This window comes from Aeromonas sp. 601039, assembly GCF_049174415.1.
Lineage (GTDB): Bacteria > Pseudomonadota > Gammaproteobacteria > Enterobacterales > Aeromonadaceae > Aeromonas > Aeromonas veronii_A.
Genome location: NZ_JAAKTL010000002.1, coordinates 1 through 23595, shown reverse-complemented (window position 1 = coordinate 23595; position 23595 = coordinate 1). Strand labels below are relative to the sequence as shown.

At 60.8% G+C, this 23595-nt stretch carries 16 protein-coding genes; 4 read left to right on the top strand and 12 right to left on the bottom strand.

The features are described from left to right. Positions 1 to 116 precede the first annotated feature (116 nt). Positions 117 to 1643, top strand: coding sequence for a YfcC family protein (locus G5195_RS01990; protein ID WP_421221684.1), 1527 nt, complete (start codon positions 117 to 119; stop codon positions 1641 to 1643). Positions 1644 to 1705: 62 nt separating this feature from the next. On the opposite strand, the gene G5195_RS01985 is transcribed toward G5195_RS01990, so the two are convergent. Beyond that, on the bottom strand, positions 1706 to 1894 hold the full coding sequence (locus G5195_RS01985; RefSeq protein WP_265774386.1) for a hypothetical protein: 189 nt from the start codon (positions 1892 to 1894) through the stop codon (positions 1706 to 1708). Between the two features lie 501 nt (positions 1895 to 2395). Here G5195_RS01985 and G5195_RS01980 point away from each other — a divergent pair. After that, positions 2396 to 2935: a glycine zipper 2TM domain-containing protein gene (locus tag G5195_RS01980; protein ID WP_213388654.1), complete on the top strand. Its 540-nt coding sequence runs from the start codon at positions 2396 to 2398 to the stop codon at positions 2933 to 2935. A 116-nt stretch (positions 2936 to 3051) separates the two neighbouring features. On the opposite strand, the gene xdhC is transcribed toward G5195_RS01980, so the two are convergent. From xdhC to mocA, 11 genes are all read right to left on the bottom strand, one after another. Continuing rightward, entirely contained in the window at positions 3052 to 3537 is a 486-nt protein-coding gene (gene xdhC, locus G5195_RS01975; RefSeq protein ID WP_005336775.1) for a xanthine dehydrogenase iron sulfur-binding subunit XdhC, read from the bottom strand. After that, positions 3534 to 4412 (bottom strand): xanthine dehydrogenase FAD-binding subunit XdhB, encoded by an 879-nt coding sequence (gene xdhB, locus G5195_RS01970; RefSeq protein WP_421221679.1) that lies wholly within the window; start codon positions 4410 to 4412, stop codon positions 3534 to 3536. Before xdhB ends, xdhC begins: the two co-directional genes overlap by 4 nt. After that, complete coding sequence (gene xdhA / locus G5195_RS01965; RefSeq protein ID WP_421221677.1) at positions 4405 to 6723, bottom strand: xanthine dehydrogenase molybdenum-binding subunit XdhA; 2319 nt, start codon at positions 6721 to 6723, stop codon at positions 4405 to 4407. The genes xdhB and xdhA overlap by 8 nt, the downstream gene beginning before the upstream one ends. 364 nt (positions 6724 to 7087) lie before the next feature. Further along, a complete protein-coding gene (locus G5195_RS01960; RefSeq protein ID WP_180343373.1) occupies positions 7088 to 8389 on the bottom strand; it encodes an NCS2 family permease in 1302 nt (433 codons plus the stop codon). Between the two features lie 396 nt (positions 8390 to 8785). Further along, positions 8786 to 10102 carry a guanine deaminase gene (gene guaD, locus G5195_RS01955; RefSeq protein ID WP_005360769.1) on the bottom strand — a complete coding sequence of 439 codons (1317 nt, stop codon included), beginning with the start codon at positions 10100 to 10102 and terminating at the stop codon, positions 8786 to 8788. 51 nt (positions 10103 to 10153) lie between these two features. Beyond that, on the bottom strand, positions 10154 to 11677 hold the full coding sequence (locus G5195_RS01950; RefSeq protein WP_167556464.1) for a nucleobase:cation symporter-2 family protein: 1524 nt from the start codon (positions 11675 to 11677) through the stop codon (positions 10154 to 10156). A gap of 95 nt (positions 11678 to 11772) precedes the next feature. Continuing rightward, positions 11773 to 14670 carry a molybdopterin-dependent oxidoreductase Mo/Fe-S-binding subunit gene (locus G5195_RS01945; protein ID WP_421221674.1) on the bottom strand — a complete coding sequence of 966 codons (2898 nt, stop codon included), beginning with the start codon at positions 14668 to 14670 and terminating at the stop codon, positions 11773 to 11775. Beyond that, on the bottom strand, positions 14667 to 15443 hold the full coding sequence (gene ygfM, locus G5195_RS01940; protein WP_421212357.1) for a molybdopterin-dependent oxidoreductase FAD-binding subunit: 777 nt from the start codon (positions 15441 to 15443) through the stop codon (positions 14667 to 14669). Before ygfM ends, G5195_RS01945 begins: the two co-directional genes overlap by 4 nt. A gap of 80 nt (positions 15444 to 15523) precedes the next feature. After that, positions 15524 to 16852: a putative aminohydrolase SsnA gene (ssnA, locus tag G5195_RS01935; protein WP_421212358.1), complete on the bottom strand. Its 1329-nt coding sequence runs from the start codon at positions 16850 to 16852 to the stop codon at positions 15524 to 15526. 30 nt (positions 16853 to 16882) lie between these two features. After that, positions 16883 to 19993 carry a putative selenate reductase subunit YgfK gene (gene ygfK, locus G5195_RS01930; RefSeq protein ID WP_421212359.1) on the bottom strand — a complete coding sequence of 1037 codons (3111 nt, stop codon included), beginning with the start codon at positions 19991 to 19993 and terminating at the stop codon, positions 16883 to 16885. Positions 19994 to 20324: 331 nt separating this feature from the next. Then, entirely contained in the window at positions 20325 to 20972 is a 648-nt protein-coding gene (gene mocA / locus G5195_RS01925; protein ID WP_421221672.1) for a molybdenum cofactor cytidylyltransferase, read from the bottom strand. A gap of 1 nt (position 20973) precedes the next feature. Between mocA and yqeC the strand changes: the two genes are divergently transcribed. Together yqeC and yqeB are read left to right on the top strand one after the other, a co-directional pair. After that, the gene (yqeC, locus tag G5195_RS01920) at positions 20974 to 21822 is read left to right on the top strand and encodes a selenium cofactor biosynthesis protein YqeC (RefSeq protein WP_421212361.1); all 849 of its coding nucleotides are present in this window, start codon (positions 20974 to 20976) and stop codon (positions 21820 to 21822) included. Between the two features lie 27 nt (positions 21823 to 21849). Further along, on the top strand, positions 21850 to 23442 hold the full coding sequence (gene yqeB / locus G5195_RS01915; RefSeq protein WP_421221670.1) for a selenium-dependent molybdenum cofactor biosynthesis protein YqeB: 1593 nt from the start codon (positions 21850 to 21852) through the stop codon (positions 23440 to 23442). The last annotated feature ends 153 nt before the right edge of the window (positions 23443 to 23595 follow it).

Sequence of the window (23595 nt, the reverse complement as noted above, 5' to 3'; positions counted from 1 at the left end):
TCTCGCCAATCACTACGCAATACACAGTGAATTTGCGTACCTTGGATGTATGACGCAGAAACCCTATCGACCCGATATTCCGCCGAGCCCAAACCTGCTTTATCAAGGAGCATTTTATGTGTGCCGTGCCGAATACCACACCACGCAGACAATTTCCTACTGCATTTACCATTCTGTTTCTTATTATGTTGCTGGCCATTGCGCTGACCTGGATAATTCCGGCGGGCGCCTATGCCAAACTCTCTTATAATCCGGCCAGTGAAAGCCTGATGGTCAATAGCCCACAGGGGGAAATAAGCCGACTTCCCGCAACCCAGGATGCCCTGGCAAAACTCAATATCAATATTGCGGTAGAGCAATTTACCAACGGCACCATCCGCAAGCCCATCGCCATTCCCGGCACCTATGCACGGCTGGAGCAAGCGCCCAAGGGGCTCGGTGACGTGGCAGTCAGCATGGTCAAGGGCACCATAGAGGGGGCGGATATCATCGTCTTTATTCTGGTGCTCGGGGGGCTGATCGGCGTCATCAACAAGACAGGTGCCTTCAGTGCAGGGCTGGTGGCGTTGTCGCGCAAGACCCGGGGCAACGAGTTCCTGTTTGTGGCGCTGGTCTGCTTCGTAATGGCGCTGGGAGGCACCACCTGCGGACTGGAGGAAGAGGCGGTCGCCTTCTACCCCATACTGGTGCCCATCTTTCTGGCGCTCGGCTATGACTCCATCGTCTGCGTAGGGGCCATCTTCCTCGCCGCCTCCATGGGCACCACCTTCTCCACCATCAATCCCTTCTCGGTGGTGATCGCCTCCAATGCCGCCGGCATTCCCTTTACCGAGGGGCTGATCTTTCGCGCCATTGGCTGTCTGGTGGGCACCATGGTGGTGATCAGTTATCTCTACTGGTACTGCAAGAAGATCAAGGCCAACCCGGCCTTCTCCTACACCTATGAGGACAGAGAGAGTTTTCGCGCCCGTTTTCTCAAAGAGGGCTCTATGGACGAAGGGGTACCCTTCACCCTGCGCCGCAAGATCATTCTGACCCTGTTTATCCTCGCCTTCCCGCTGATGGTGTGGGGCGTCTCCATGGCCGGTTGGTGGTTCCCGCAGATGGCGGCCTCCTTCCTGACCATCGCCATCATCATCATTTTTATCTCGGGCCTCAAAGAGAAAGAGGCGGTCGAAGCCTTCACCCAGGGCGCATCGGAGCTGGTGGCCGTTTCGCTCATCATCGGGCTGGCACGGGGGGTTAATCTGGTGCTGGATCAGGGGATGATCTCGGACACCATTCTGGCCTACGCCTCCGATCTGGTCTCCGGCATGCACGGCGCCGTGTTCGCGGTGGCGCAGATGCTGGTGTTCACCCTGCTGGGGCTGGTGGTGCCCTCCTCCTCGGGGCTCGCAGTGCTCTCCATGCCCATCATGGCGCCGCTGGCAGATACCGTGATGATCCCCCGCTATATCGTGGTGTCGGCCTACAACTGGGGCCAATACGCCATGCTGTTCCTGGCCCCCACCGGACTGGTGCTGGTCACCCTGCAGATGCTCGGCATCCAGTTCAACAAGTGGGTCAAGTTCGTGCTGCCCATGGTGGGCTTTGTGCTGGGATTTGGCGCCCTGATGCTGGTGGCGCAAGTGATGTTGGCCTGATGGGCCTGTGATACATGAGTGACAACACCCCGAGCCTGGCGCGGGGTGTTCTTTTGTCAGCCTTAGTGGCGCACCCGCCCCTGCTGGCGGAAGCAGTAGAGTTTAAGGCTGATGTCGGCGATATCGGCGGGAAGCTCCTCTCCCTGCTCGGGCAGTGGCCGGTAGAGGGATGAGAGCAGACGTTCGGCCTGCTGCGCCGTGATGATGTTGGCCTGGACGGCCGGGGTGATCCAGCTGGGTAACATTGACATATCTCCCCCTCGTTGATCCGGTGATCTCGGGTGAACTTCTTCATATCAGGTCTTACGTGGTTGTCTGCCGACCCGTTCACCCTTTGCTTCACCCAATCAAAGCAAAATGCTTGCCGTGATCTCTTATCGGCCAACATCCGATGGGGCTGGAGCCATTTATCAAGCACTTGCGTGGCCATCTCAACGAACAGAGCCCTTGTTCAAGATCTCCCTTGACCTGCCCCCGTCAGTACTTTGCCACTCTGGCATTCTGCTCACCGCCCGCCTTGCAAATTGCGACTCGAATTGCTCCTTATCACACTGGCAAAGCCCGCCATACGCCGGAAATTGGTCACTATTAGTCCGTTGTCGCCAAAGTCAGACACTTTTTCATGGTGGCTGTTTTTTGACCTTGCCAGCGCCTGTCGCAGGCCCATCCCCCTCGCCTTGTCCGGCCAACCGGTTATGACAAGATGGCGCCAGATTGGAACAGCCCGGATGGGTATGCAGGAGAACAACAAGATGAACAGATCCATGATGGCAGGTATCGGTATTGGCATCGCCTCGGCCCTGGCACTCTCGGCGGCGGCCAGCGGCTCCCTCTTTACACTCCAGCCCACCTTTGCCGAGGTGATCGCCAGCAAGCCGATCACCGAGAGCATCAAGACTCCCCGACAGGAGTGTCGCAACGTCACCGTGACCCACCGCAAGCCGGTACAGGATGAACACAAGATCCTCGGTACCGTGGTGGGCGCAGCGCTGGGTGGTGTGGTTGGCCACCAGTTTGGCGGCGGCAGCGGCAAGAAGGTGGCCACCGCAGCCGGGGCTGTCGCGGGGGGTTATGCCGGTAATCAGGTGCAGGGCAATATGCAGGCTGGCGATACCTACACCACCACCGAGCAGCGCTGCAAAACCGTGCAGGATACGAGCGTCAACACCATTGGTTATGACGTGACCTATCGCCTCGCAGGTCAGGAGGGGGTGATCCGCATGAAGCAAGCCCCGGGCGCCACCATTCCGGTCAAAGATGGCAAATTGGTGATCGACCAGCCAAAAGTGTGATTTCTCCTGACCCCGCTCAGCAGCAGGCCCGCCTCTTTCGAGGCGGGCCTGTGTTTTTGGGCGGCTTGATTTCCTTTCTCACACAACAGCACGCACCACTCACGGCACCCGAACTATCACCCTTTGCAGCACTTCTTCACCGCCCGTACCACGTTCTGATACCCGGTACAGCGGCAGAGGTTGCCCGATAGCCCGCGGCGGATCTCCGCATCGGTCAGCGGACGGCGCTCGGTCTTGTCGAGCAGGGCGGCGCTCGCCATCACGAGGCCTGGGGTGCAAAAACCGCACTGCACCGCCCCCTCGTCGATAAAGGCCTGCTGCACATCAGAGAGCTCGTTACCTTTGCGTTCCCCCTCCACGGTACGAATGGATTTGCCATCGGCCCAGACCGCCAGATAGAGGCAGCTGTCGATAGCGGTGCCATCCACCCGCACGGTACAGGCGCCGCACTCACCGACACTGCACCCCTCTTTCACGCTGATAAGCCCCTGCCCGCGCAGAAAGTGGAGCAGCGACATGGTGGGCGGCACTGCATAGGAGTAAGGCTTGCCGTTGATCTCGCACTGGATCTCCACTGCGGGACAGCTTTGCGGTTGCATCATAGGATCTTGCCTCCGGCACGTTCGACTGCGCAGGCGACCACCCGCTGCGCCAGGGTTTTGATAAGGTGCAGGCGAAACTCCTTCTCTGCCCGCCAGGAGGATCGTGGCGCCACATCGGCCACCACCGCCTCGGCAATCGCTGCCAGTGTGGCGCGAGTCAGCGGTTGCCCTTCGGCTGCCGCTTCCGCGTGAGGGGTGCGCACCGGTGTCGGGGCCGCTACCCCATAGGCCAGCCGCAGACTCTTGAAGTGACCATTCTCAATCTGACAGTAGGCGGCGCAGCCGATGGTGGCGATATCCATGGCATCGCGCATGGCGTATTTGAAGTAGTGGGAGCCCACATGGGGGTGAGAATCCGGCGCAAAGTGGAATGCCACCAGAATTTCCGCCGGTTGCAGCGCCACCTTGCCGGGACCGGTGTGAAAACCGGCGATGGGTATGCGGCGCGTACCATCGGGGCCGGCGATTTCCAGCTCTGCTTCCAGCGCGACAGTCGGCGCCGCCGAGTCTGCACTGGTGGCGCCATTGCAGATATTGCCGCCATAGGTGGCGACGTTGCGGATCTGCGGGCCGGCGATGGTAGCGGCCGCCTCGGCCAGCATCGGCAGGCGACGCTGCACCAGCTCGTTTTCGATGATCTCGGTAAAGGTGGTGCCGGAGCCGATGCGGATCGACCCATCAGGCAACTCGCACACCCCTTTGAGTTCGGGCAAGTCGTGAATATCAACGATATGGCGATAGGCGGCGTTGAGGTGATGGAGCTGGATCATCACATCGGTGCCACCGGCCAGCAAACGCGCCTCGGGATCAGCCTGACGCAGGGCGACCGCCTCGGCCACGCTGTGCGCCTTGTAGTAACGGGCAATATCAAACATGGTGTTGCTCCTCCCCTGATCCCTCGCCAATCAAACCCGCCGCGACAAACTCCCGGAACAGGATTTTGGGGGTGATAGGCAGCTCGTTGATGGCCACCCCGGTCGCCATGCGAATGGCGTTACGGATCGCCGGGCCCGGCGAGATAATGGGCGGTTCCCCCAGGGATTTGTGGCCATAGACCGACTGGGGCTCGTAGGTCTGCACGAAGTCGCATTCAAGTTCGGGCAAATCCAGCATGGTAGGGAACTTGTAGTCGAGCAGGTTGGGGTTGCGTACCACGCCGGTTTTGGCGTCGATGATCATCTCCTCGAACAGGGACCAGCCGATCCCCATCCCCATGCCGCCGTGCACCTGCCCCTCCGCCAGCTGCGGGTTGAGGATCTTGCCTGCATCGTGCAGGTTGATGATGCGATTGATGGTCACCTTGCAGAGATCGATATCAACGCTGAGATCGACAAACGTGCATCCGAAACTGGGCGGGTTGGTGGTGGTCTTGTGGGAGACCTCGGAGGTGATCTGACCGCCGATAGTGAGGTGGTAGTAGGCGTTGACCGACACCTCGGCGACGCTAATCAACACCTTCTCCGGCGCACCGGCCAGCACCACGTAACCGTCGATCAGAGTCAATGACCCCACATCCTGATGGCAGAGTTGGGCCGCCAGCGACAAAATGCGGGCCCGCAACTGCAGCGCCGCCTGATGGATGGCGGGGGCCGCCACATAGCTCTGGCGCGAGGCGAACGAGCCAGGATCATAGGCGGTGATGTCGGTATCCTGAGTCGAGATAACCCGGATCTGCTCAAACGGAATGCCCAATGTCTGGGCAGCCATCTGGGCAAAGACAGTGTCCGACCCCTGCCCTATCTCGGTGGCGCCGATCTGCAGATTGACGGTGCCATCCTGATTGAGCAGCATGCGGGCACCGGCGATCTCCACCCCCACCGGATAGGTGTTGGAGCCGTAGCTAAAGCACGCAACCCCGATGCCGCGCCGCACCCGGCTGGCAGGATCCTGCCCCAGACACTCGGCCTTGAGCCGATCCCACTCGAACATCTCGCGACCACGGATCAGGCAGTCGGGCAACCCGGCGCTGTAGATGGTCTTCTGGTTGACCTGATTGACGTCCCCTTCCCTCGCCACGTTGGCGATGCGCACATCAAGCGGATCCAGCCCCAGTTCGGCGCAGGCGTCATCCAGCATGCATTCGAGGGCAAAAATCACCTGCGGCGCGCCGTAACCGCGCATGGCACCGGCGGTGGGCAGGTTGCTGTAGAAGGTCTTGGCATCATAGCCGAAGGCGCTGCGCGGATAGAGGTAACTGATCTTGTTGCCACCGGCACTGGCGATGGAGTGGCCGTGGGAGGCATAGCCGCCGGTGTTGGAGAGCACGTCGAGCTGATAGCCCTTGAGGGTGCCGTCGCGGTTGAGGCCCATCTTGCCATCGATGGCAAAGCCGTGGCGGGTGCGGGAGGCAAAAAAGCACTCTTCCCGGCTCAAGGTCACCTTGACCGGCACGCCGCCAAGCTGGTAGCTCAGAAACGCCGCCATCGGCTCTTCCAGCACATCCTGCTTGTTGCCAAAACCGCCGCCCATATAGGGCTTGATCACCCGCACGCTCGACCAGGGCAGGCCGAGAGATTTGGCCACCCGGCTGCGCACTATCTGGGGGATCTGGGTGCTGCTGACGACGATGATGTGGTCCGGCTGATCCATGTAGGCGTAGCAGGTCACCGTCTCCAGATGGCAGTGCTGCACTACTGGAGTCCGGTAGTGCCCCTGAAACTGCAGATCGGCCGCAGCGATGGCCTGCTCCGGGTCATTGGCACGAAGCTGGCTTTGGCGCAGCAGATTGCCGCTCGGGTGGATGGGATAGGCACCGTCGGCCAGCGCACTTTCGGCATCCGTCATCACCGGCAGTGGCTCGTAGGTCACCTTGACCAGCGCGGCCGCTTTTTCGGCCACCAGTGGATCGCGGGCCACGACTATGGCGACCCCATCACCAAAGTGGCGTACATGGTCGGTGAGCAGACGGCGGTCTTTCACATCCCGTTTGGCCTCATCGAGGGACCAGGCGTGACCGGCAGTGCGAAAGCAGGTGGTGGGGACATCCTCATGGGTAAACACGGCTTCGACCCCGTGCAGGGCCAGTGCCTCGCTGGCGTCGATGGTGAGCACCTTGCCGTGGGCAATATTGCTGCGCACATACTTGGCGTGGCGCATCCCGAGCATGATGTTGTCATCGGTATAGCGGGCGCTGCCGGTCACCTTGGCCTCGGCATCCACCCGCTTGAGCGGTAATCCTATGGACATATGCAAGTCCTTTTTCGAATGGAAAAATCTGGAACCGGCATAAAAAACAGCAAGATATGCGCCTGTTTCCCGCCATCGTCAGGAGAATGGGGAGAAGTGTGAAGGGGATCTCATCTAGCCCGCTTTTGTTGGCCCGAAGCGACAAGCCAGAGGCAGCCCCTGAGCAAACGGGACACATCAGCGGTGAAAAAAGCGGCAGAGCGAGGAGAGCAAGGGTGGGAGCCTATCAATCTGGTAGGGGGATTTATCAAAATGGTATCGCGATGGCACCAGCGGCTAAAGCATGGTAACCAGCGTTGACGGTCAGAGCGCCGCAGATATAAAAATGGGGCCGCCAGTGCGGCCCCAAACGGGCGGGTTATCCCTAAATAGCCCACCCCCCAGCATAAAAGAGCACCAGCGCCAGGGCGATGACCACGGTGCCGACGTTGAGCTTGTGCCACTCCTTCGAGCAGATGCGGCCGATCACCAGCGAGCTGAAGCCGAGCATGATGCCGGTGACAATGTTGCAGGTGAGCACGATAAAGACCGCGCACACCAACCCGGACATGGCCCCGACAAAGTCATCGAAATCGAGTTTGGTGACGTTGCTCAGCATCAAGAGCCCCACATACATCAGGGCCGGTGCGGTGGCATAGGCGGGCACCAGATAGGAGAGCGGCGAGAGGAACAGCATCAGCAGGAACAGGCCACCCACCACAGTCGCGGTGAGGCCGGTTTTGCCCCCCGCCGCCGTGCCCGCGGCCGATTCGATATAGACGGCAGCCGGGGCCGCCCCCACCAGACTGGAGAAGATGCTGCTGACCGAGTCGGCACTGAGCGCCTTGCCGCTGTTGATGATATGACCATCCTTATCGAGCAGGTTGGCCTGCCCCGCCACGGCGCGGATGGTACCGGTGGCATCGAATACCGCCGTCATCACCAGCGCCAGCACGCTGGGCAGCACCAGCGGCGAGAGGGCCCCCATGATATCCAGACTGAAGATGAGGGACTTGCCCTGATCGTCCGACAGGCTCGGCAGGGCGAACAGTCCCTGATACTTCACCGCCGGATCGAAAATCAGGCCGAAGATTGAGATGGCGATAATCACCAGCAAGATCCCCCCCGGTACTCTCAGCTTCTCCAGCCCGAAGATCACCGCAAGGCCGATCAGGGACATAATGACCGGCATAGAGGTAAAGGCCCCCAGCGCCACCGGCAGCCCCTCGAGCGGGTTCTTGATCACCAGCCCCACCCCGTTGGCGGCGATAAGCAGCAGGAAGAGACCAATCCCGATGCCGGTGCCGTGGGCAATCCCCATCGGCAGGTTGTCGAGGATCCAGCTACGCACCCCGGTCACCGAGATAGCGGTAAACAGCACCCCCATCAGGAAGACGGCCCCCAACGCCACAGGAATGGGGATCTGCTGCCCCAGCACCAGACTGAAGGCGGTAAACGCTGTGAGGGAAATAGCGCAGCCGATGGCCATCGGCAACTTGGCCCAGAGCCCCATCAAGAGCGAACCGAACCCCGCCACCAGACAGGTGGCGACAAACACGGCGCCGGGAGGAAAGCCCGCCTTGCCGAGCATGCTCGGCACCACGATCACCGAGTAGACCATGGCAAGGAAGGTGGTGAGGCCCGCCAGAACCTCCTGTCTGACATTGCTGCCCCGCTCGCTGATCATAAAGTAGCGATCAAGAGCCGTGAGCGGCTGTTGCTTTGCTGCGCTCTGGCTGGCGTCATCATCGGCCAGCTGTTCCACGCTGTTTGTCCTGCTGTTTGCTTGGGTCATACCCAACTCCTTCACACGCGCCTGAATGTTCCATGACGAAATGGCGACAGGATCTGCGGGTCTGCCGAGCGCCAGTCTGATGAGAAACAGGCGATGGCGGCAGAGGATGCGACAGACCGACCAGGGCAGGCAGCCTTGACTCAAACGTTTGCCTTGCTGGTCAAAAAAACCGGGCCATTTCACGTTCTATGCGGGGAGATCCCCTGTGGTGCGGCAAGACTGGCCTCCTGTTGGGTACGCCAGCCGCCGTATTCGTTGGGGCTGCGCCGCGGCAGCCCACTCCAGCCCCTACCCCCGTTCATGCACCAGCTGGCCATCCACATAGGTGCGGTAGATGGATCTGTCATCCCCCAGGGTCAGCAGCACAAAGAGCTTGTCGCGCAAGGTGGTGGAGTTGTCATAACGCAGCTGCTGCAGCGGGGTGGCGACCGGGTCGAGCACCACGAAATCCGCCTCCTTGCCCACCGCAAAGCTGCCGATCTTCTCGTCCAGCCCCAGCGAATGGGCGCCGCCCAAGGTCGCCAGATAGAAGGCCTGATAGGCCGAGAGCCGCTCGCCCTGCAACTGCATCACCTTGTAGGCCTCGTTGAGGGTCTGCAGCATGTTGAAGGTGGTGCCCGCGCCGATGTCGGTGCCCATCCCCACCTTCACCTGCTTGCGCCACGCCTTGTGCAGCTTGAAGAGACCGCTGCCGAGATAAAGATTCGAGGTGGGGCAAAACGCGATGGTGGAGCCGGTCTCCTTCAGGCAATCCCACTCCTGCTCTTCCAGATGGACGCAGTGGGCAAAGACGCAGTTGTGGCCGGTCAGGCCATGCTGGTGATAGACATCGAGATAGCCCTTGTGCGCCGGGAAGAGGGATTTGACCCAGGCGATCTCATCCTTGTTCTCGCACAGATGGGTGTGCAGATAGGTGGTGGGAAACTCTTCGCGCAGTCGCCGCGCCATCGCCAGCTGCTCGGGTGTCGAGGTGGGTGCAAATCGTGGTGTGATGGCATAGAGCAGTCGACCATTGCCGTGCCAGCGCTCGATAAGCTGCTTGCTCTGCACATAGCTGCTCTCGGCGGTATCGAGCAGATAATCGGGCGCATTGCGATCCATCATCACTTTGCCCGCGATCATCCGCATATTGATGCGGCTCGCCGCCTCGAACAGGGCGTCTACCGACTCGGGGTGCACTGTGCCGAACACCAGCGCCGTGGTGGTGCCGTTGCGCAGCAACTGCTTGATAAAGAAGGTGGACATCTCGCGGGCATACTCGAGATCGTTGTAGCGCCGCTCGGCCGGGAAGGTGTGGCGGTTGAGCCACTCCAGCAGCTGCTCGCCATAGGCCCCCACCATCTCGCTCTGGGGATAGTGAATGTGGGTATCGACAAAGCCCGGCACTATCATCTTGCCGCGATAATCGCGCACCCGCACCTCGGTCGGAATGCGATCCTTGCCCTCCTCCCACTCACCAAACCAGTCGATGCAACCGTTGCGAATGATCAGCAGGCCATCCTCGATAAGGCGCGCGTTGGACTCAATCTCCTCGGGCTGATCCACCACCCGGGTGATATCGAAGAAGCTGCCGCGTACCGCTTTGACAGAGTTGTCGTTTTTCATAACCGTTTCCCTGTTTTTCTTGTTCTGTTGACGTTTTTGCCGGTTTAACCGTCAGATCCGTTCCACTTGTGGCGCCACCGCCTGCCCGGGCACTGGCTCTGGTGAACCCTCCCCCTTGCTGGCCGATGACAGGCCCGCGCTGCGGGCGGTAAAGATCACATCCGGCTTGTCGCTCAGCTGGATCACTTCAACCGCCTCGGCATCCCTGACGGCCGCCTTGCGCTTGCGGCTTTGCGGCAACACCAGATTCATGATGATGGCGGTGATGCCGCCGGCGCAGATGGGGTTCTCCACCAGCATGTAGATACCCGCCGGCAGCACCTTGAAGACGTTCGGGTCATAGGAAACCCCGAGCCCAAGACCCAGCGAGGTGGCGACAATCAGAGTCTCCCGCCGATCGAAACCGTGGCTGATGATGATGCGACCACCGGCGATGGCGATCATGGAGAACATGATGACCATGGCGCCCCCCATCACAGGTGACGGTATGGTGGTAAAGAAGCGCCCCACCACCGGGAAGAGCCCCAGCAGCACCAGGATGACGGCGATAAACTTGCCCACATGGCGTGAGGCCACCCCGGTCATCTGGATGACGCCGTTGTTCTGGGCAAAGGTGGTGAGTGGCAAAGAGCCGAGGGCCGAGGCGATCACCGATACCAGACCGTCCGCCAGTACGCCGCCGGAGAGCCGTTTTTGAAACTCGGGGCCCTGAATATCCCGGTGGGAGACCATGGCGGTGGCGGTGATGTCCCCCACCGCCTCCAGCACGCTCAACAGATAGATGGTGCCCGCCAACATAAAGGCGTGAAAGTCGAAGGAGAAACCGTACTTGAACGGGATCGGCACCGTAATAAGCGGCAGGTTTTCAAGGGCGGAAAAATCCACCATGCCAAGCATCAGGGCCACCGCATAACCCACCATTAGGCCGATGGCAATGCCGCTCATCCGCAGCAGCGGGCTTCGGCTGCAGTTGAAGGCGACGATGACGCAGAGCACCAAAAGCCCCAGTCCGATGTGCTCGTATTTACCAAAGGTGCCGCTGCTCATGGCGGAGAAGCCGCCGCCAAAGTCGATGATCCCCACCTTGATAAGGCTCAGACCAATCATCAGCACCACTACCCCGCTCACGGTCGGGGTGATCACCCGCTTGAGGTAGGGCAGCACAAAGGAGGAGCCCATCACCAGAAAGGCACCGACAAAGGAGACCCCGAGCAGAGTCGAGACGATCAGCTCCTCATGGATGCCATCTTTTTTCATGGCGCCGCCGAGCGCTATCATCACGGTGACGAAGGAGAAGTTGACCGACTGAATGGAGAGCAGCCCCGAACCGATGGGGCCATAACGGTTCACCTGCAACCAGGTGCCGATACCGGAGGCGATCATCGCCATGGAGACCAGATAGGCGGTGATCTCGGTAGATAGGCCCAGGGCGCCGCCGACGATCAGCGCCGGGGTTACCATGGGAACAAAAATCGCCAGCAGATGGGTCACTGCACCCATCAGGGTTTGATAAAACGGGGGTTTGTCTTCCAGCTCGTAAATGAGATCCGAGTGCTTGCGTGTTGTTTTAGACATCGTGTTTGTCCCATCACACAGAATGTAGGCGGAGTACTCATTCCGCCGTCAGGCGCTGGGGGCGAGCTGGCGCCCGCCCCTCACCTTTTCTTTTGTTATGCCGACACTTTTTGCTCCAGCTTGCCCAGTTCGCGCAGGATCTGCTCCGGCGTGAAGTGCCACTTGCGCAGCCAGACACCGCAGGCGTCGTGAATGGCGGTAGCGATGGCGGGCGCCGCGCCGTTGACCCCGATCTCCGAGATGGACTTGGCGCCGTAGGGGCCAACCTTGTCGTCACTCGGTACCAGGAAGGCCCGGAAGTCGCGCGGAATGTCGCCAATCTTGGGCGCGCCATAGCTCTTCAGATCCCGGGTGAGCGGGATGCCCTTGCTGTCGTAGCAGATCTCCTCGCTCATGGTGTGGCCGATGGCCCGCATGGTCGCCCCGTAGATCTGGCCGAGCGCCAGTTCCGGGTTGATGGGGGTACCACAGTCGAGCAGGGCGTAGAACTTGTCGAGCCGGATCTCGCCAGTTCTGACGTTGACCGCCACCTCGGCGAAGTTGGCCCCATACGGGAAGGCGAGCTCTGAGGTGATGTAGCTGGCAGTGCCCACCAGAATACCGAAGCCGGTACCGGTCTCGGCCTTGTGGGCCAGCTTGGCGAGGCTCACCTCCCCCAGCTTGCCGCGCACCACACCTGGGAACGCCAGCTCAACATCTGTTACCGGCTCGCCCAGCATGGCGGCACCATGGAACAGGATCTTCGCCTTGAGGTTCTCGGCCGCCATCTTGGCCGCGTTGCCGGAGAAGCAGGTACCGGACGAGGCGTAGGCCCCCTTGTCGAACAGGGCGTGGTCGGTGTCGCCGGAGATCACATGCACATCCCCGAGCGGGCAGTGCAGCACTTCGGCAGTCAGCTTGGCCACCACGGTATCGAGGCCGGTGCCGATATCGGCGCCACCGGAGTGGACGATAAAGGTGCCGTCCGATTCCAGTTTGACCATGCAGTTGGCCTGATCGATGTCCGGGATCCCCGATTTTTGCATGATGATGGCGACGCCACGGCCGATGCGCCAATCCCCGTCGGCGGGTTTGGGGCTATCCCAGGCAATCAGTTCGCGACCCTGTTTGAGGATGGGCTCGAGGGCGCAGCTGGCGGCGTGGGGCACAGAAGTGGGCATCTTGCCCTCGCCGATGGCCCCCAGCACCTTGAGGATGTTCCCTTCATGCACCCGGTTGTGCTCCACCATGTCGAGCTGATCGATGCCCAGTTTCTCGGCCAGCTCGGCAATGGCCATGGTCAGGGCGAAGTTGCCCTTGGGCGCGCCATAACCCTGATAGGCGCCGGTCGGGCAGATGTTGCTGTAGTAGGTGTTGACGGTAAAGCGCACGTTGTCGCAAGGATAGAGCGGCAGGGAGAGCGCCGGGCCGTTGCTCGGCACCGTCAGAGAGTGGTTGCCGTAAGGGCCGGTATTGGCGCGAAAATCCATGTCGATGGCGGTGATGGTGCCATCTTTCTTGGCCCCCACTTTCACCTTCACCTTGGCCACGTGGCGGGAGGTGTTGCTGATGAACTCCTCTTCACGGGTGTAGCGGAAGGTGACCGGACGGCCGGTGACCTTGGTCGCCCAGGCGCACACTTCTTCCAGCAGGATATCCTGCTTGGAGCCAAAGCCGCCCCCTACCCGCTCCTTGATCACGTGCACCTGATGTTGCTTGAGGCCGACGATGCGCGCCACCTGACGGCGTACGTGCCACGGCACCTGAGTAGAGGCGTGAATGACCAGACGCGCCCCATCCATGTAGGTGAAGCAGATGTGCGGCTCGGTCGGGCACTGCTGGGCCTGGGTCGATTCGTAGGTGCGCTCGACAATCTCGTCCGCCTCGGCAAAGCCTTTGGCCACATCGCCGATCTGGCCATGGACGCTGGCGGCCAGGTTCTCGTGCGGGCGGGAGCCGATGGGGAAGTTGATGATCATGTGCTCGTCGCCACGGCGTACCGAGCAGGCGTTCTGCTGCTCGAGATCCGCCGGCGCACCGGCCATGTAGACGATGGGTTCGTCGTGGACCAGGGGCGCATTGGGGGCCATCGCCTCATCGATAGTCATGACCGCCGGCAGCACCTGATACTCGACCTCGATGAGTTTCAGCGCCGCCAATGCGATGGCTTCGCTCTCGGCCACCACAGCGGCGACCCTGTCACCTACGTGGCGCAGCTTGCGGCTGAACATACGGCGATCGAGCGGTGACGGCTCGGGTGCGCTCTGGCCACCCGGGGTGTAGTAGATATCCGGGCAGTTGAGGTGAGTGATGACATGCACCACCCCCGGCATGGCTTCGGCGCGGCTCACGTCGAGTTTGGTGATCACCGCATGGGGATGAGGGCTGCGCAGCATCTTGATGACCAACGCATCCTCGGTGACCCGATCCTCCACGTAGCAGGGCTTGGCCTGCACCATCTTGGCGGCGTCAACCTTGGGGCAGCTCTTGCCGATGTGGCGCAGATCGTCGCGAAACTCCGGGGCGATCTGGCACAGGTAATCGGGATCCTTCATCCGTGAGCAAGCGAGCTCGATGGCCTGATAGAACTGCTGGTAACCGCCATCACGGTGAAACAGGCCCGAGAGGGCATCGTCGATTTGATCACGGGTGGGCTCGGGATGGCGATCAAGCAGGTCGGTGACGATGAGCGCGGCGGCCGGATCGTTGTAGCCGGACTGCACCACGCCCACATCTACCATCGCCTGCTGTACCAGGCTGAGCTGGTTCCAGCTGCCCAGCGACTCGGCGGTGCGCACCTCTGACCCATCCAGTTGGGCGGCGATCAGCAGGGAGGCGTTGATCACCTTGCCGTTGAAGAGAATGGCGTCGGAGCCGGCAAAGCCAAAGCCGTCGTCGCTGTTGCGCACCGAGTGCATCCGGCACTGGTTGAACAGCACCCGCTGGGCATTCTCGCCAGCCGGAGTGATGACGGTGCGCAGGGCACCGTTCAGTGTGAAGTTGAGTTCCATCATGCCTGTACCTCCTGCTGCTGACACTCGACCAGCAGATCCGCCACCACTACCCCGCTGATATAGCGCTTGTAGGTCACGCTGCCGCCGAGATCCTCGCGCGGTGCAACCAGCTCGCTCACGGCCGCCTCCAGCGCGGCATCGTGCAGATCGCGGCGCTCCAGATCCCGCAGGCGCATCGGCTGCGGCGTAACGCCAGCAACGGCGACCCGCATCTCGCCAAGGGCATCAAGGGCCACGGCGGCAGTCATCACCGCCAAGCCGTCGGCGTTGCGGCTGATGCGGCGAGTGGCGCAGCGCAGTTCAGGCTCCGGCAGCACCACCCCCAGCACCAGCTCCTTGCGCTGGCCCGCCAGATAGGCATCGATGGGTTGCAGCAGGTTGTTCTCCAGCACCACCACGGCTTCGAGCACCAGCAACACCGGCAGCAAGGGGGAGTCCTGCTGTTGGCAGGCAAGTTCGCCACCGAGAGTGGCCTGATTGCGCAGATGGCGGGAGTAGACAAACCCCAGCGCGTCGCACAGGGCGGCCGGGGTGCGGGGATCATCTTTCAGGGTCTGCAGGGTGACGGTGGCGCCGATATGGAGCTGGCCGTGCTGTTGCTCGATCTGGTCAAGCCCCAGCTTGTCCAGTGAGATAGCGACCTTCTTGTCGGTGCGGGTCGGGGCGGCGTTAAGCTTGCTGCCGCCCCCCATGTAGACGGCGTCGTTGCCGAAGCTGGCCTTGAGTTCCAAAGCCTGACCCAGTTGCTCGGGTCGGAAGAATTGCTCAATCATGTGTCGTCCTTACTCTTGCTGCCCGCCGCCGGGGTGATCCACAGGGCGGGCAATCCGGTCCAAAACTGTGGAAGATGGCTCTAGGCCAGCTGATCCATCCGTTGCCACAGGCGGCTCGCCACCTTGCTGGCCTGCTCATAAATGGGCGCGACATCGAACGGGAACTCGCGGTCCTGATAGACCATGCGCCCCTCCACCATCACGCTGTTGACGCTGTTCGATCCCATACCAAAGGCGAGATGGCCACCGAGGTTGCGCGGCGCCAGCGGAGTCGGTGCGTCGTAGTCGCAAATGGTGAGGTCGGCCTTGTATCCCGGCTCCAGGCGGCCAAATTTGGCGCCGAAGTTGCGTTCCAGCAGGGTGTTGCCATTCCAGAGGAAGCGGGCAAAGCTGTCGGGCCACAGCGCGCCACCGGCATCCTTGTGTTTGAAGTAGGCAAACTTGAGCTCTTCGAGCATGTCGGAGCCGATACCATCGGTGCCAAGTGCCAGATTGCGATACTCCGGCAGGTGCATGTTGTAGCCCACATGGTTGTTCATGTTGGAGCGGGCGTTGTGCACCAGGAAGGCATCGCGGCTGTTGAGCAGCTCGATGTCAGCCGGGCTCAGGTAGATGCCGTGGGCGATCAGGGTCTTGCTGTCGACAAGGCCAAACTCGTCCAGCCGGGCGATGGGTTCCTTACCATAGTGGTGGTGGCCGTGGGCCATGTCGTAGCGGTCCTCCGCCACATGGATATGCAGCCCGCGACCGGTGACCTGTACCGCTTCGCGCAGCATGGCCAGCCCCTCGTCGGGTACGGTGAAGGGGGCGTGGGCGCCGATATGAGCCTCCACCAGATAGGGTTCGCTCCCCTTGGCCTTGGCGGCATCAATGGCCTGCGCGAACAGGATGTTCTCCTCCACCCCGGCCTGCAGTTCGGCGAGGCCGCCGTTGCGATCCGTAGTCTCGAAGCAGGTCATGCCACGCAGACCCGCCTCCATAAACCCTTTGCACAGCACATTCAGGGAGCCCTTGATGAAGTTGGGCGAAGCGTGGTGGTCGATCACCGCACTGCAGCCGCTCTTGATCGCTTCCAGCGAGCAGATGAGACCGCTGTAGTAGAGGGACTCTTCATCGAGCGCCCGATCGAGCCGCCACCAGAGATTTTTCAGGGTGGAAATAAAATCCGGGCAAGGGGCGATATTGGCCATGATCCCCCGCGACAGGCCTGAGTAGAAGTGGTTGTGGGCACAGACGATGCCCGGCATCACCAGCTTGCCGCCCATCTCCCGATAGTTGGCCTCCGGGTAGAGGGCCCGCAGATTGGGCCCCACCGCTTTGATAAGCGATCCTTCGATGGCGATATCCACCCCTTCCAGCACCCGGGTCGGCTCCAGCTGGACAGCGGTGACGTTCTTCAGAATAAACATGGTTTGCTCCTTCGCTTATTCGTGGTTCGCTCAGGCCTCGACGGCCCCCAGCAGGTAGTGGTGATGAGCATGGACATGGCTGATGATCCGGCACATGTCGCCAAGGGCCGCTGGCGCATCCTTGATCCGGCTCTGGGCGTCTATGGTCAGACGATAGGTCTCGCCATCCTGACGCACCCGCAGTTCGCCACTATCCGCCAGATAGAAACCGGGGTTGCGGCTGTTGTCGAAATCCTCGGGCAGGCTGAAGATGGTGACCTTGTCCTGATAGGGCTTGCCCTGCCACGGGCAGAACTGGGCGCAGTTGCCACATTCGTTGCAGTAGGCATCCAGGTGCAGGGTCTGGAACTGGTCTTTGAAGCCCGGCACCGCGATGGCGACGTTGGCCCGGTTGGGGCAGACATCCACGCACTTGCTGCAGAGGTAGTTGCACTCGAGGCAACGGTGCGCCTCTTGCGCCACGAAGGCATCGCGCTCGCTCTTGTCTACCATGGTGACGGCGATGCTCCCCTTGCGACGGTAGATCTCGTCCTTGCCCGACGGCTGGATTGAGACCTCGGCCTGACTGCCAGCGATATGCTCGCGAGAGAGCACCAGATCCGCGGCGCGGCGGGCACCACCGATGGCTCCGACGATGGAGGATGGGCCGCTCTGCACGTCACCGATCAGGAAGACGTTGCGACGGCTGGTTTCGCCGGTCTGGCTGTCCACCTGGGGCCAGCCATCGCTGCCAAGAGGAATGCCCATGGCTTTGAGCACCTCGCAGTCAGGCTGCTCGCCGATGGCGGTGATCAGGGCATCCATCTGCATCACTTCGGTCTGCTCGGTGGGCACCGGACGGCGGCGGCCCTGCTCGTCAGGTTCCCCCAGTGCCATCATCCGCACGGTAAGCTTGCCATCTTTGTCAAAACGCTCCGGATTGGTGAGGAAGCAGAAACGTACCCCATCCTCCACCGCTTCCAGATACTCCTCGCGATAGGCGGGCATCTCTTTTTCGCTGCGTCGGTAGATCACGGTCACATCGCTGACACCCGGCACCTTGAGGGCGGCGCGGGCGCAGTCCATGGCGGTGTTACCGGCGCCGATCACCGCCACATGGCGGCCGAGTGGCAGCGGTTTGCCCTGATTGAAGCTGCGCAGGAAGTTGAAGGATTTGTAGACCCGATCATGACCCCCTTCGAGACGCATGCCGCCATTCTTGTCGGCGCCGATGCCGACGAAGACATAGGTAAAGCCCTGGGCGTGCAGCTTGTCGACGGTGAGCGCCGGATCGCAGCCAAACTCGAATTTGACCCCGTGGGCGGCGACAAAGTCGATATCGTGCTGGATAAGCTCGGCCGGAATGCGGAACTCGGGGATAATGTGTTTGACCACGCCACCGGCATCCGCTTCGCGCTCGAACACGGTGACCGGGTGGCCTGCGCGGGCCAGGAAATAACCGGCGGAGAGACCGGCCGGGCCAGCACCAATAACCGCAACCGGATGCTTGTCACCACTGCCTGCCGGTTTGTGCCAGCGGGCCTTGTACCCTTCCCAGCCGCGCTCCAGTGCCACTTTTTTCAGCTCGCGGATATTTAGCGCGCTGTCGTAGTCGAGACGGGTGCAGTTGTACTGGCACTGGTGATCGCAGATATGGCCGGTGATGGCAGGCAAGGCGTTGCGCTGATAAATCAGCTCAAGGGCTGCCACATACTCCCCCTCGCCCATCAGGCGAATGTACTCGGGGATATCCTGATGCACGGCGCAGGCGGTGACGCAGGGTGCCACATAGCAGTCGGTCAGCGGCAGACCGCCCCCCACTTCGATGCGATCGTCGGACTTCCACTCCTTCTGGGTGTAATCCATGGTGAGGGCCTTGGCGGCAAGCGCCTCCAGCTTGGCCACATCCACCTGACTCATGCCCCAGCTGTCAGAGGCGTCGATCTCTTTGAGGCACTCGATCTGGCGCAGGTAGCCACCCGGTTTGAGCAGGTCGGTAGCCATGGTGATGGGACGAATACCGGTCTCGAAGATCTCCGCGATATTGAACTTGCTGGCGCCACCCGAGTAGGAGATGGGCAGCTTGCCATCGAAGGCGCGAGACAGCACAGCCGCCACGTTGATGGAGAGCGGGAACAGCGCCCGGCCAGACATGTACATCTCATCGCCGGGCAGTGCCCCTTTGCGGTTGATGGTGCCAAGGGTATTGGTGAGCTTGACCCCGAAGGTGAGCCCCTTCTCGGCTCCCAGCGCCATCAGACGGGTCAGCATCGCCTTGGCCTGATCCAGCTTGAGGTCGTGATCGAACGACTCTTCACTCAGCCCAATGTAATCAAAGCCGCAGGTATCGAGGATCTCGCGCACCCGCGGGTAACCCAGCAGGGTCGGGTTCAGTTTGACGAAGGTGTTGAGCCCCTTCTCTTCCAGCATGTAGCGGCAGATGGCCTCAATCTCGTTGGGCGGGCAGCCGTGCATGGTAGAGAGGGTAACGCCGTGCACCAGATTGGCCGGGATACGATCCACCAGCTGTTGCAGGCGAGCGCGGCGCGCCCCCAGTCCCAGCTCGGCGATAAACTGCTCGTCGGCCACGATGTCACGTACCACCTGCTGGTACTCGGCAAATTTCGGACTTTGGCTTGCATCCATCAGGCTGTGGATGAACTGCTGCATCGGTGGCTGTTTGATGCCATCGAGGTTGTAACCCACGCTCATGTTGAAGATGAAGGACTTGGCCTCTCCGTCGAGGCGGGGATCGAACACCTCTTCCAGCAGGTAGAGGGCAAACCAGGCTTTCAGATACTCGTCAAACGCCTTGGGCAGGGTGAACTCGGTGGACCACTCGGTGTTGAAGCACTCGTCTTCGGCGTCGATGCAGGGCTTTTCCAGTTCGAGACGGTCCAGGATCTGCACCGTCTTGAGCTCGATAAAGCGCCCGCCAGTCAGCCAGGAGGTGACGATATTCTGGGCCAACTGGGTATGGGGGCCGGCTGCCGGGCCAATGGGGGTCTCGCAGGTTTCACCGAACACCTTGATCTTGCGCTCGTCCTGCTTGCGATAGAATTGTGCGGCGGGAATACCGAAAATGCTCTGACTCTCTTTATATTCCGCAAAAATACGGGTCAGAAGGTTCTTGAAGGGAACGGGTCGCATAATATCGCCCATGGCTATCTCCTTGCAGCTGTTCTGCGCATTGGCAGCATGAATAAATGGGGTATCCCGCACGGGCATTACCCCTTGGCAAGGAGAAGAGCAACTATCAGGCCACTACAGTTACAAAACGAGCTACAAAACTATTTTTTAGGGTAAAAGCGTGAGACAGCTCCAATTAATGATGAGAATTTATGATGTCACCATTATGGGTATTGCGAGTAGTTATCAATCACTCTGAAATTTACTTAATGAGCTGATTAAAAAGAACTCGCCCTATCAGATCAAGTGCGAGAAATATCACTTTGATACGCCATTTATCTCCCCGTTATCTTTTTAAACTGGGTTATTTCGTGGGCTCGCTCTCATTTTCAAGAATGCCACCCAGCAGCGCCTGATAGCGCTCCGGGGTATCCACATCAAACAGGATGGCGGGGCAGTCAACTGGCACCATACGGTGCGGATGCCCTTGCAACCAGCGCCGTACCGACGACTGCACCGGGGCCGCTGCCAACTCGCGGGCAAGGGATTTTGGCAGCAACACCGGATGGCCCGCCTCCCCCAGCCAGGTGGGAAAGAGTGTCTCACAGCCCCGTGCCTGCCAGAGCTGTTGATAGACCTCGCGCGGGATACAGGGGAGATCCCCGTGGCTGATAAAGAGGTAGTCAGCGTCACTGGCCGCCAGGGCGCAGCGGATGGAGCTGCCCAGCCCCTGCCGATAGTCGGGGTTGTGGACGACAACAATATCCGGCCGTGATCCGTAGCGCGCTTGAAGCTCCTCGCCACGATGGCCCACCACCAGAATAACCCGCTGACAAAAGGCCTGGGCATTTTTGAGACTTGCATCAAGCATTGTCCCCTGGCAATAAGGTAGCATCATTTTCCAGGTACCCATTCGGGAAGACAAACCCGCCGCCGTTATTATACAGTCACACTGCACTTGTTCCTGGCAACGTTGTTTCCCACTCCCTTCGATATTTATTTTGGTCGTCATTATGTCGCACCCACACGTTGTTGCTGTCGAATTTCCAGATATAGATCCGCTATTAAACTCGCTCACCAAAAATATTGATAGCCATACTATCTTAATTAGCCTCTGCGGGGCCGGTGGAAAAACCAGCACCCTGTTCTGGCTGGCGGAATATTTTTATCAACAGGGTAAAAGGGTGCTAATTACCACCACCACCCGGATGTTTCTGCCAGCCCCGTCACACTATCGGGAATTGATTATCGAGACGGATCCCGTTCGTCAACTTACCCGCTGTCAGGCGCTGCCGGATGGCCCGACTCTGGTTGCCCTGTTCAGCCATCTCGATGAGCGCACCGGCAAGGTTGCAGGGCCGGATCTGCGCCAAATCGACCTGCTCAAAGGACAGCAGCGCTTCGATCTTATCCTGGTCGAGGCGGATGGCGCTCATCACAAGTTATTGAAAGTGCCCGCTTTGCACGAACCTTGCATTCCCCAGAGCAGTGATTGGGTGATAGCCCTGACAGGCGGCGCCATGGTGGGTGCCAAGGCCGACCCGCAGCAGATCCACCGCTGGGCAGAGCTTCAGGCCCTGTGCGGGATAGAAGCCGGTGACCCCCTCGACTGGGCCCTGTTTCACCAGCTGCTCTCCCACCCCGAGGGGCTGTTCAAGGGCACCCCGGCCAGGGCGCGCCGGATCTGGTTTATCAATGGGGATTATCAAAATGAGGCGTCGTGGCTGGCTGAATTGATAAAGCTGCATAGCCGCCACCCCGAGCTCCATGCCATCTGGCAGGGGGCGGTTCGCGAGCCACAGCCCATTCGCCACGCACTCGGTTACTTCGCTCAGGATGAGGCTCAGCCGCCTCGCCCATGATGGTTTAAGGATAAGAAGAGGTACCTTATGAATCTTTTTTCACACGCAGCCCGACTGGAACAGGAGAACACGCCGTTTGCCATTGCCCAGATCATCGAGAGCCGTGGCTCCACCCCCCGCCATCAGGCCCAGATGCTGGTGATGGCCGATGGCCAGATCCTCGGCACCATCGGCGGCGGCATGATCGAGCGGCTGGTGATCGAGGAAGCGATAGCCGCCATTGCCGAGCGCAAGCCGCGCATCTTCCACGGCCGGATGGCCCGCAACGGTGAGCATGCGGTCGGGTCGGATTGCGGTGGCGCCATGTCGGTCTATATCGATGTCTATGGCCTGCGCCCTCGGCTGGTGCTCATTGGTGCCGGTCACGTCAACCGGGCGCTGGCCCATGCTGCGGCGCCACTGGGTTTTGATATCCATGTGGGCGACTGTTTTGAAGGGAGCCTCAATCCCGATCACTTCCCCGTCGGCACTCACCTCAAACAGGCTGATACCATCAGCGCGGTGATCGAGGCGCTGGCCATCGAGCCCGCCAACTTCGTTATCATCGCCACCAACCATCAGGACAAGGAGGCGCTGGATCGGCTCATCAGCCGTCCCCTCGCCTATCTGGGGCTGCTCGCCAGCAAGCGCAAGGTGCAGACCTTCACCCAGGCGCTGCGCCAACAAGGGGTGAGCCAGGAACAACTGCAGCGGCTGCACGCCCCCATCGGCTACAACATAGGTGCCGAGACCCCCGAGGAGATCGCCATCAGCATCCTCGCCGAGCTGCTGCAGGTGAAAAACGGCAAAGCGGGTGGTCTGATGCAGGATGACGTGCGCCTCAAGCGGGATCAGCTGGTGGTGATGCGTGGCTCAGGTGATATCGCCACCGGGGTGGCGCTGCGCCTGCACAATGCGGGCTTCAAAGTGGTGATGCTGGATCTCAACAAGCCCACGGTGATCCGCCGCACCGTCGCCTTCGCCCAGGGGATGTTCGACGGTGAAACCAGTGTCGAGGGTGTGCGCGCCAAGCGGGTCGAGAGCGTTGAGCAAGCGTTCGAGCAGCTGGATCGGGGCGTCATTCCGCTACTGGTTGACCCCGACTGCGCCACCCTGCGCGATCTCAAGCCCCGCTACCTGGTGGATGCCATCCTCGCCAAACAGAACCTCGGCACCCACAAGGAGATGGCCCCCATTACGGTGGCCCTTGGCCCGGGCTTTGAGGCGGGGCGCGACTGCGATGCGGTGATCGAGACCAACCGCGGTCATCATCTGGGGCGGGTCATCTATCAGGGCCCCGCCCAGCCTAACACCGGCATTCCCGGAGTGATCGAGGGGCACTCCGCACGCCGGGTGGTGCGCGCCCCCGTCGCCGGAGTGATGAAGAGTGTGATCAAGCTCGGCGATCTGGTGCAGGAGGGGGATGTGATTGCCCATGTGGGGGATGCTCCCATTATCGCGCCGCTCTCGGGCATGGTACGGGGGCTGCTGAGCGATGGCATCGAAGTCCCGGTCGGCTTCAAGATTGGCGATATCGACCCCAGAGGCGAGCGCGCCGATGCGACTACGGTATCGGACAAGGCTCGCGCCATCGGCGGCGCCGTGCTGGAAGCCATGATGCATCTGGCCCAGCGCAGATAACGGCTCTTCGCGTCCCCCTCACCAAGCAAAAAGCCCCACCATGATGGTGGGGCTTTTTTCGGCCTGTCTGTCTAGTCCTGAAATAGGTTTACACATTTTCAACTAGCATTTCTCTACTCAGAACCCCCTATGTACCGCATCGGGGGTTCTGTA

Excerpts from the sequence above, each read along its gene's own strand:
- G5195_RS01990 (WP_421221684.1), top strand. The coding sequence starts at position 117 with ATGTGTGCCGTGCCGAATACCACACCACGCAGACAATTTCCTACTGCA.
- G5195_RS01985 (WP_265774386.1), bottom strand. The coding sequence starts at position 1,894 with ATGTCAATGTTACCCAGCTGGATCACCCCGGCCGTCCAGGCCAACATC.
- G5195_RS01980 (WP_213388654.1), top strand. The coding sequence starts at position 2,396 with ATGAACAGATCCATGATGGCAGGTATCGGTATTGGCATCGCCTCGGCC.
- xdhC (WP_005336775.1), bottom strand. The coding sequence starts at position 3,537 with ATGATGCAACCGCAAAGCTGTCCCGCAGTGGAGATCCAGTGCGAGATC.
- xdhB (WP_421221679.1), bottom strand. The coding sequence starts at position 4,412 with ATGTTTGATATTGCCCGTTACTACAAGGCGCACAGCGTGGCCGAGGCG.
- xdhA (WP_421221677.1), bottom strand. The coding sequence starts at position 6,723 with ATGTCCATAGGATTACCGCTCAAGCGGGTGGATGCCGAGGCCAAGGTG.
- G5195_RS01960 (WP_180343373.1), bottom strand. The coding sequence starts at position 8,389 with ATGATCAGCGAGCGGGGCAGCAATGTCAGACAGGAGGTTCTGGCGGGC.
- guaD (WP_005360769.1), bottom strand. The coding sequence starts at position 10,102 with ATGAAAAACGACAACTCTGTCAAAGCGGTACGCGGCAGCTTCTTCGAT.
- G5195_RS01950 (WP_167556464.1), bottom strand. The coding sequence starts at position 11,677 with ATGTCTAAAACAACACGCAAGCACTCGGATCTCATTTACGAGCTGGAA.
- G5195_RS01945 (WP_421221674.1), bottom strand. The coding sequence starts at position 14,670 with ATGATGGAACTCAACTTCACACTGAACGGTGCCCTGCGCACCGTCATC.
- ygfM (WP_421212357.1), bottom strand. The coding sequence starts at position 15,443 with ATGATTGAGCAATTCTTCCGACCCGAGCAACTGGGTCAGGCTTTGGAA.
- ssnA (WP_421212358.1), bottom strand. The coding sequence starts at position 16,852 with ATGTTTATTCTGAAGAACGTCACCGCTGTCCAGCTGGAGCCGACCCGG.
- ygfK (WP_421212359.1), bottom strand. The coding sequence starts at position 19,993 with ATGGGCGATATTATGCGACCCGTTCCCTTCAAGAACCTTCTGACCCGT.
- mocA (WP_421221672.1), bottom strand. The coding sequence starts at position 20,972 with ATGACGACCAAAATAAATATCGAAGGGAGTGGGAAACAACGTTGCCAG.
- yqeC (WP_421212361.1), top strand. The coding sequence starts at position 20,974 with ATGTCGCACCCACACGTTGTTGCTGTCGAATTTCCAGATATAGATCCG.
- yqeB (WP_421221670.1), top strand. The coding sequence starts at position 21,850 with ATGAATCTTTTTTCACACGCAGCCCGACTGGAACAGGAGAACACGCCG.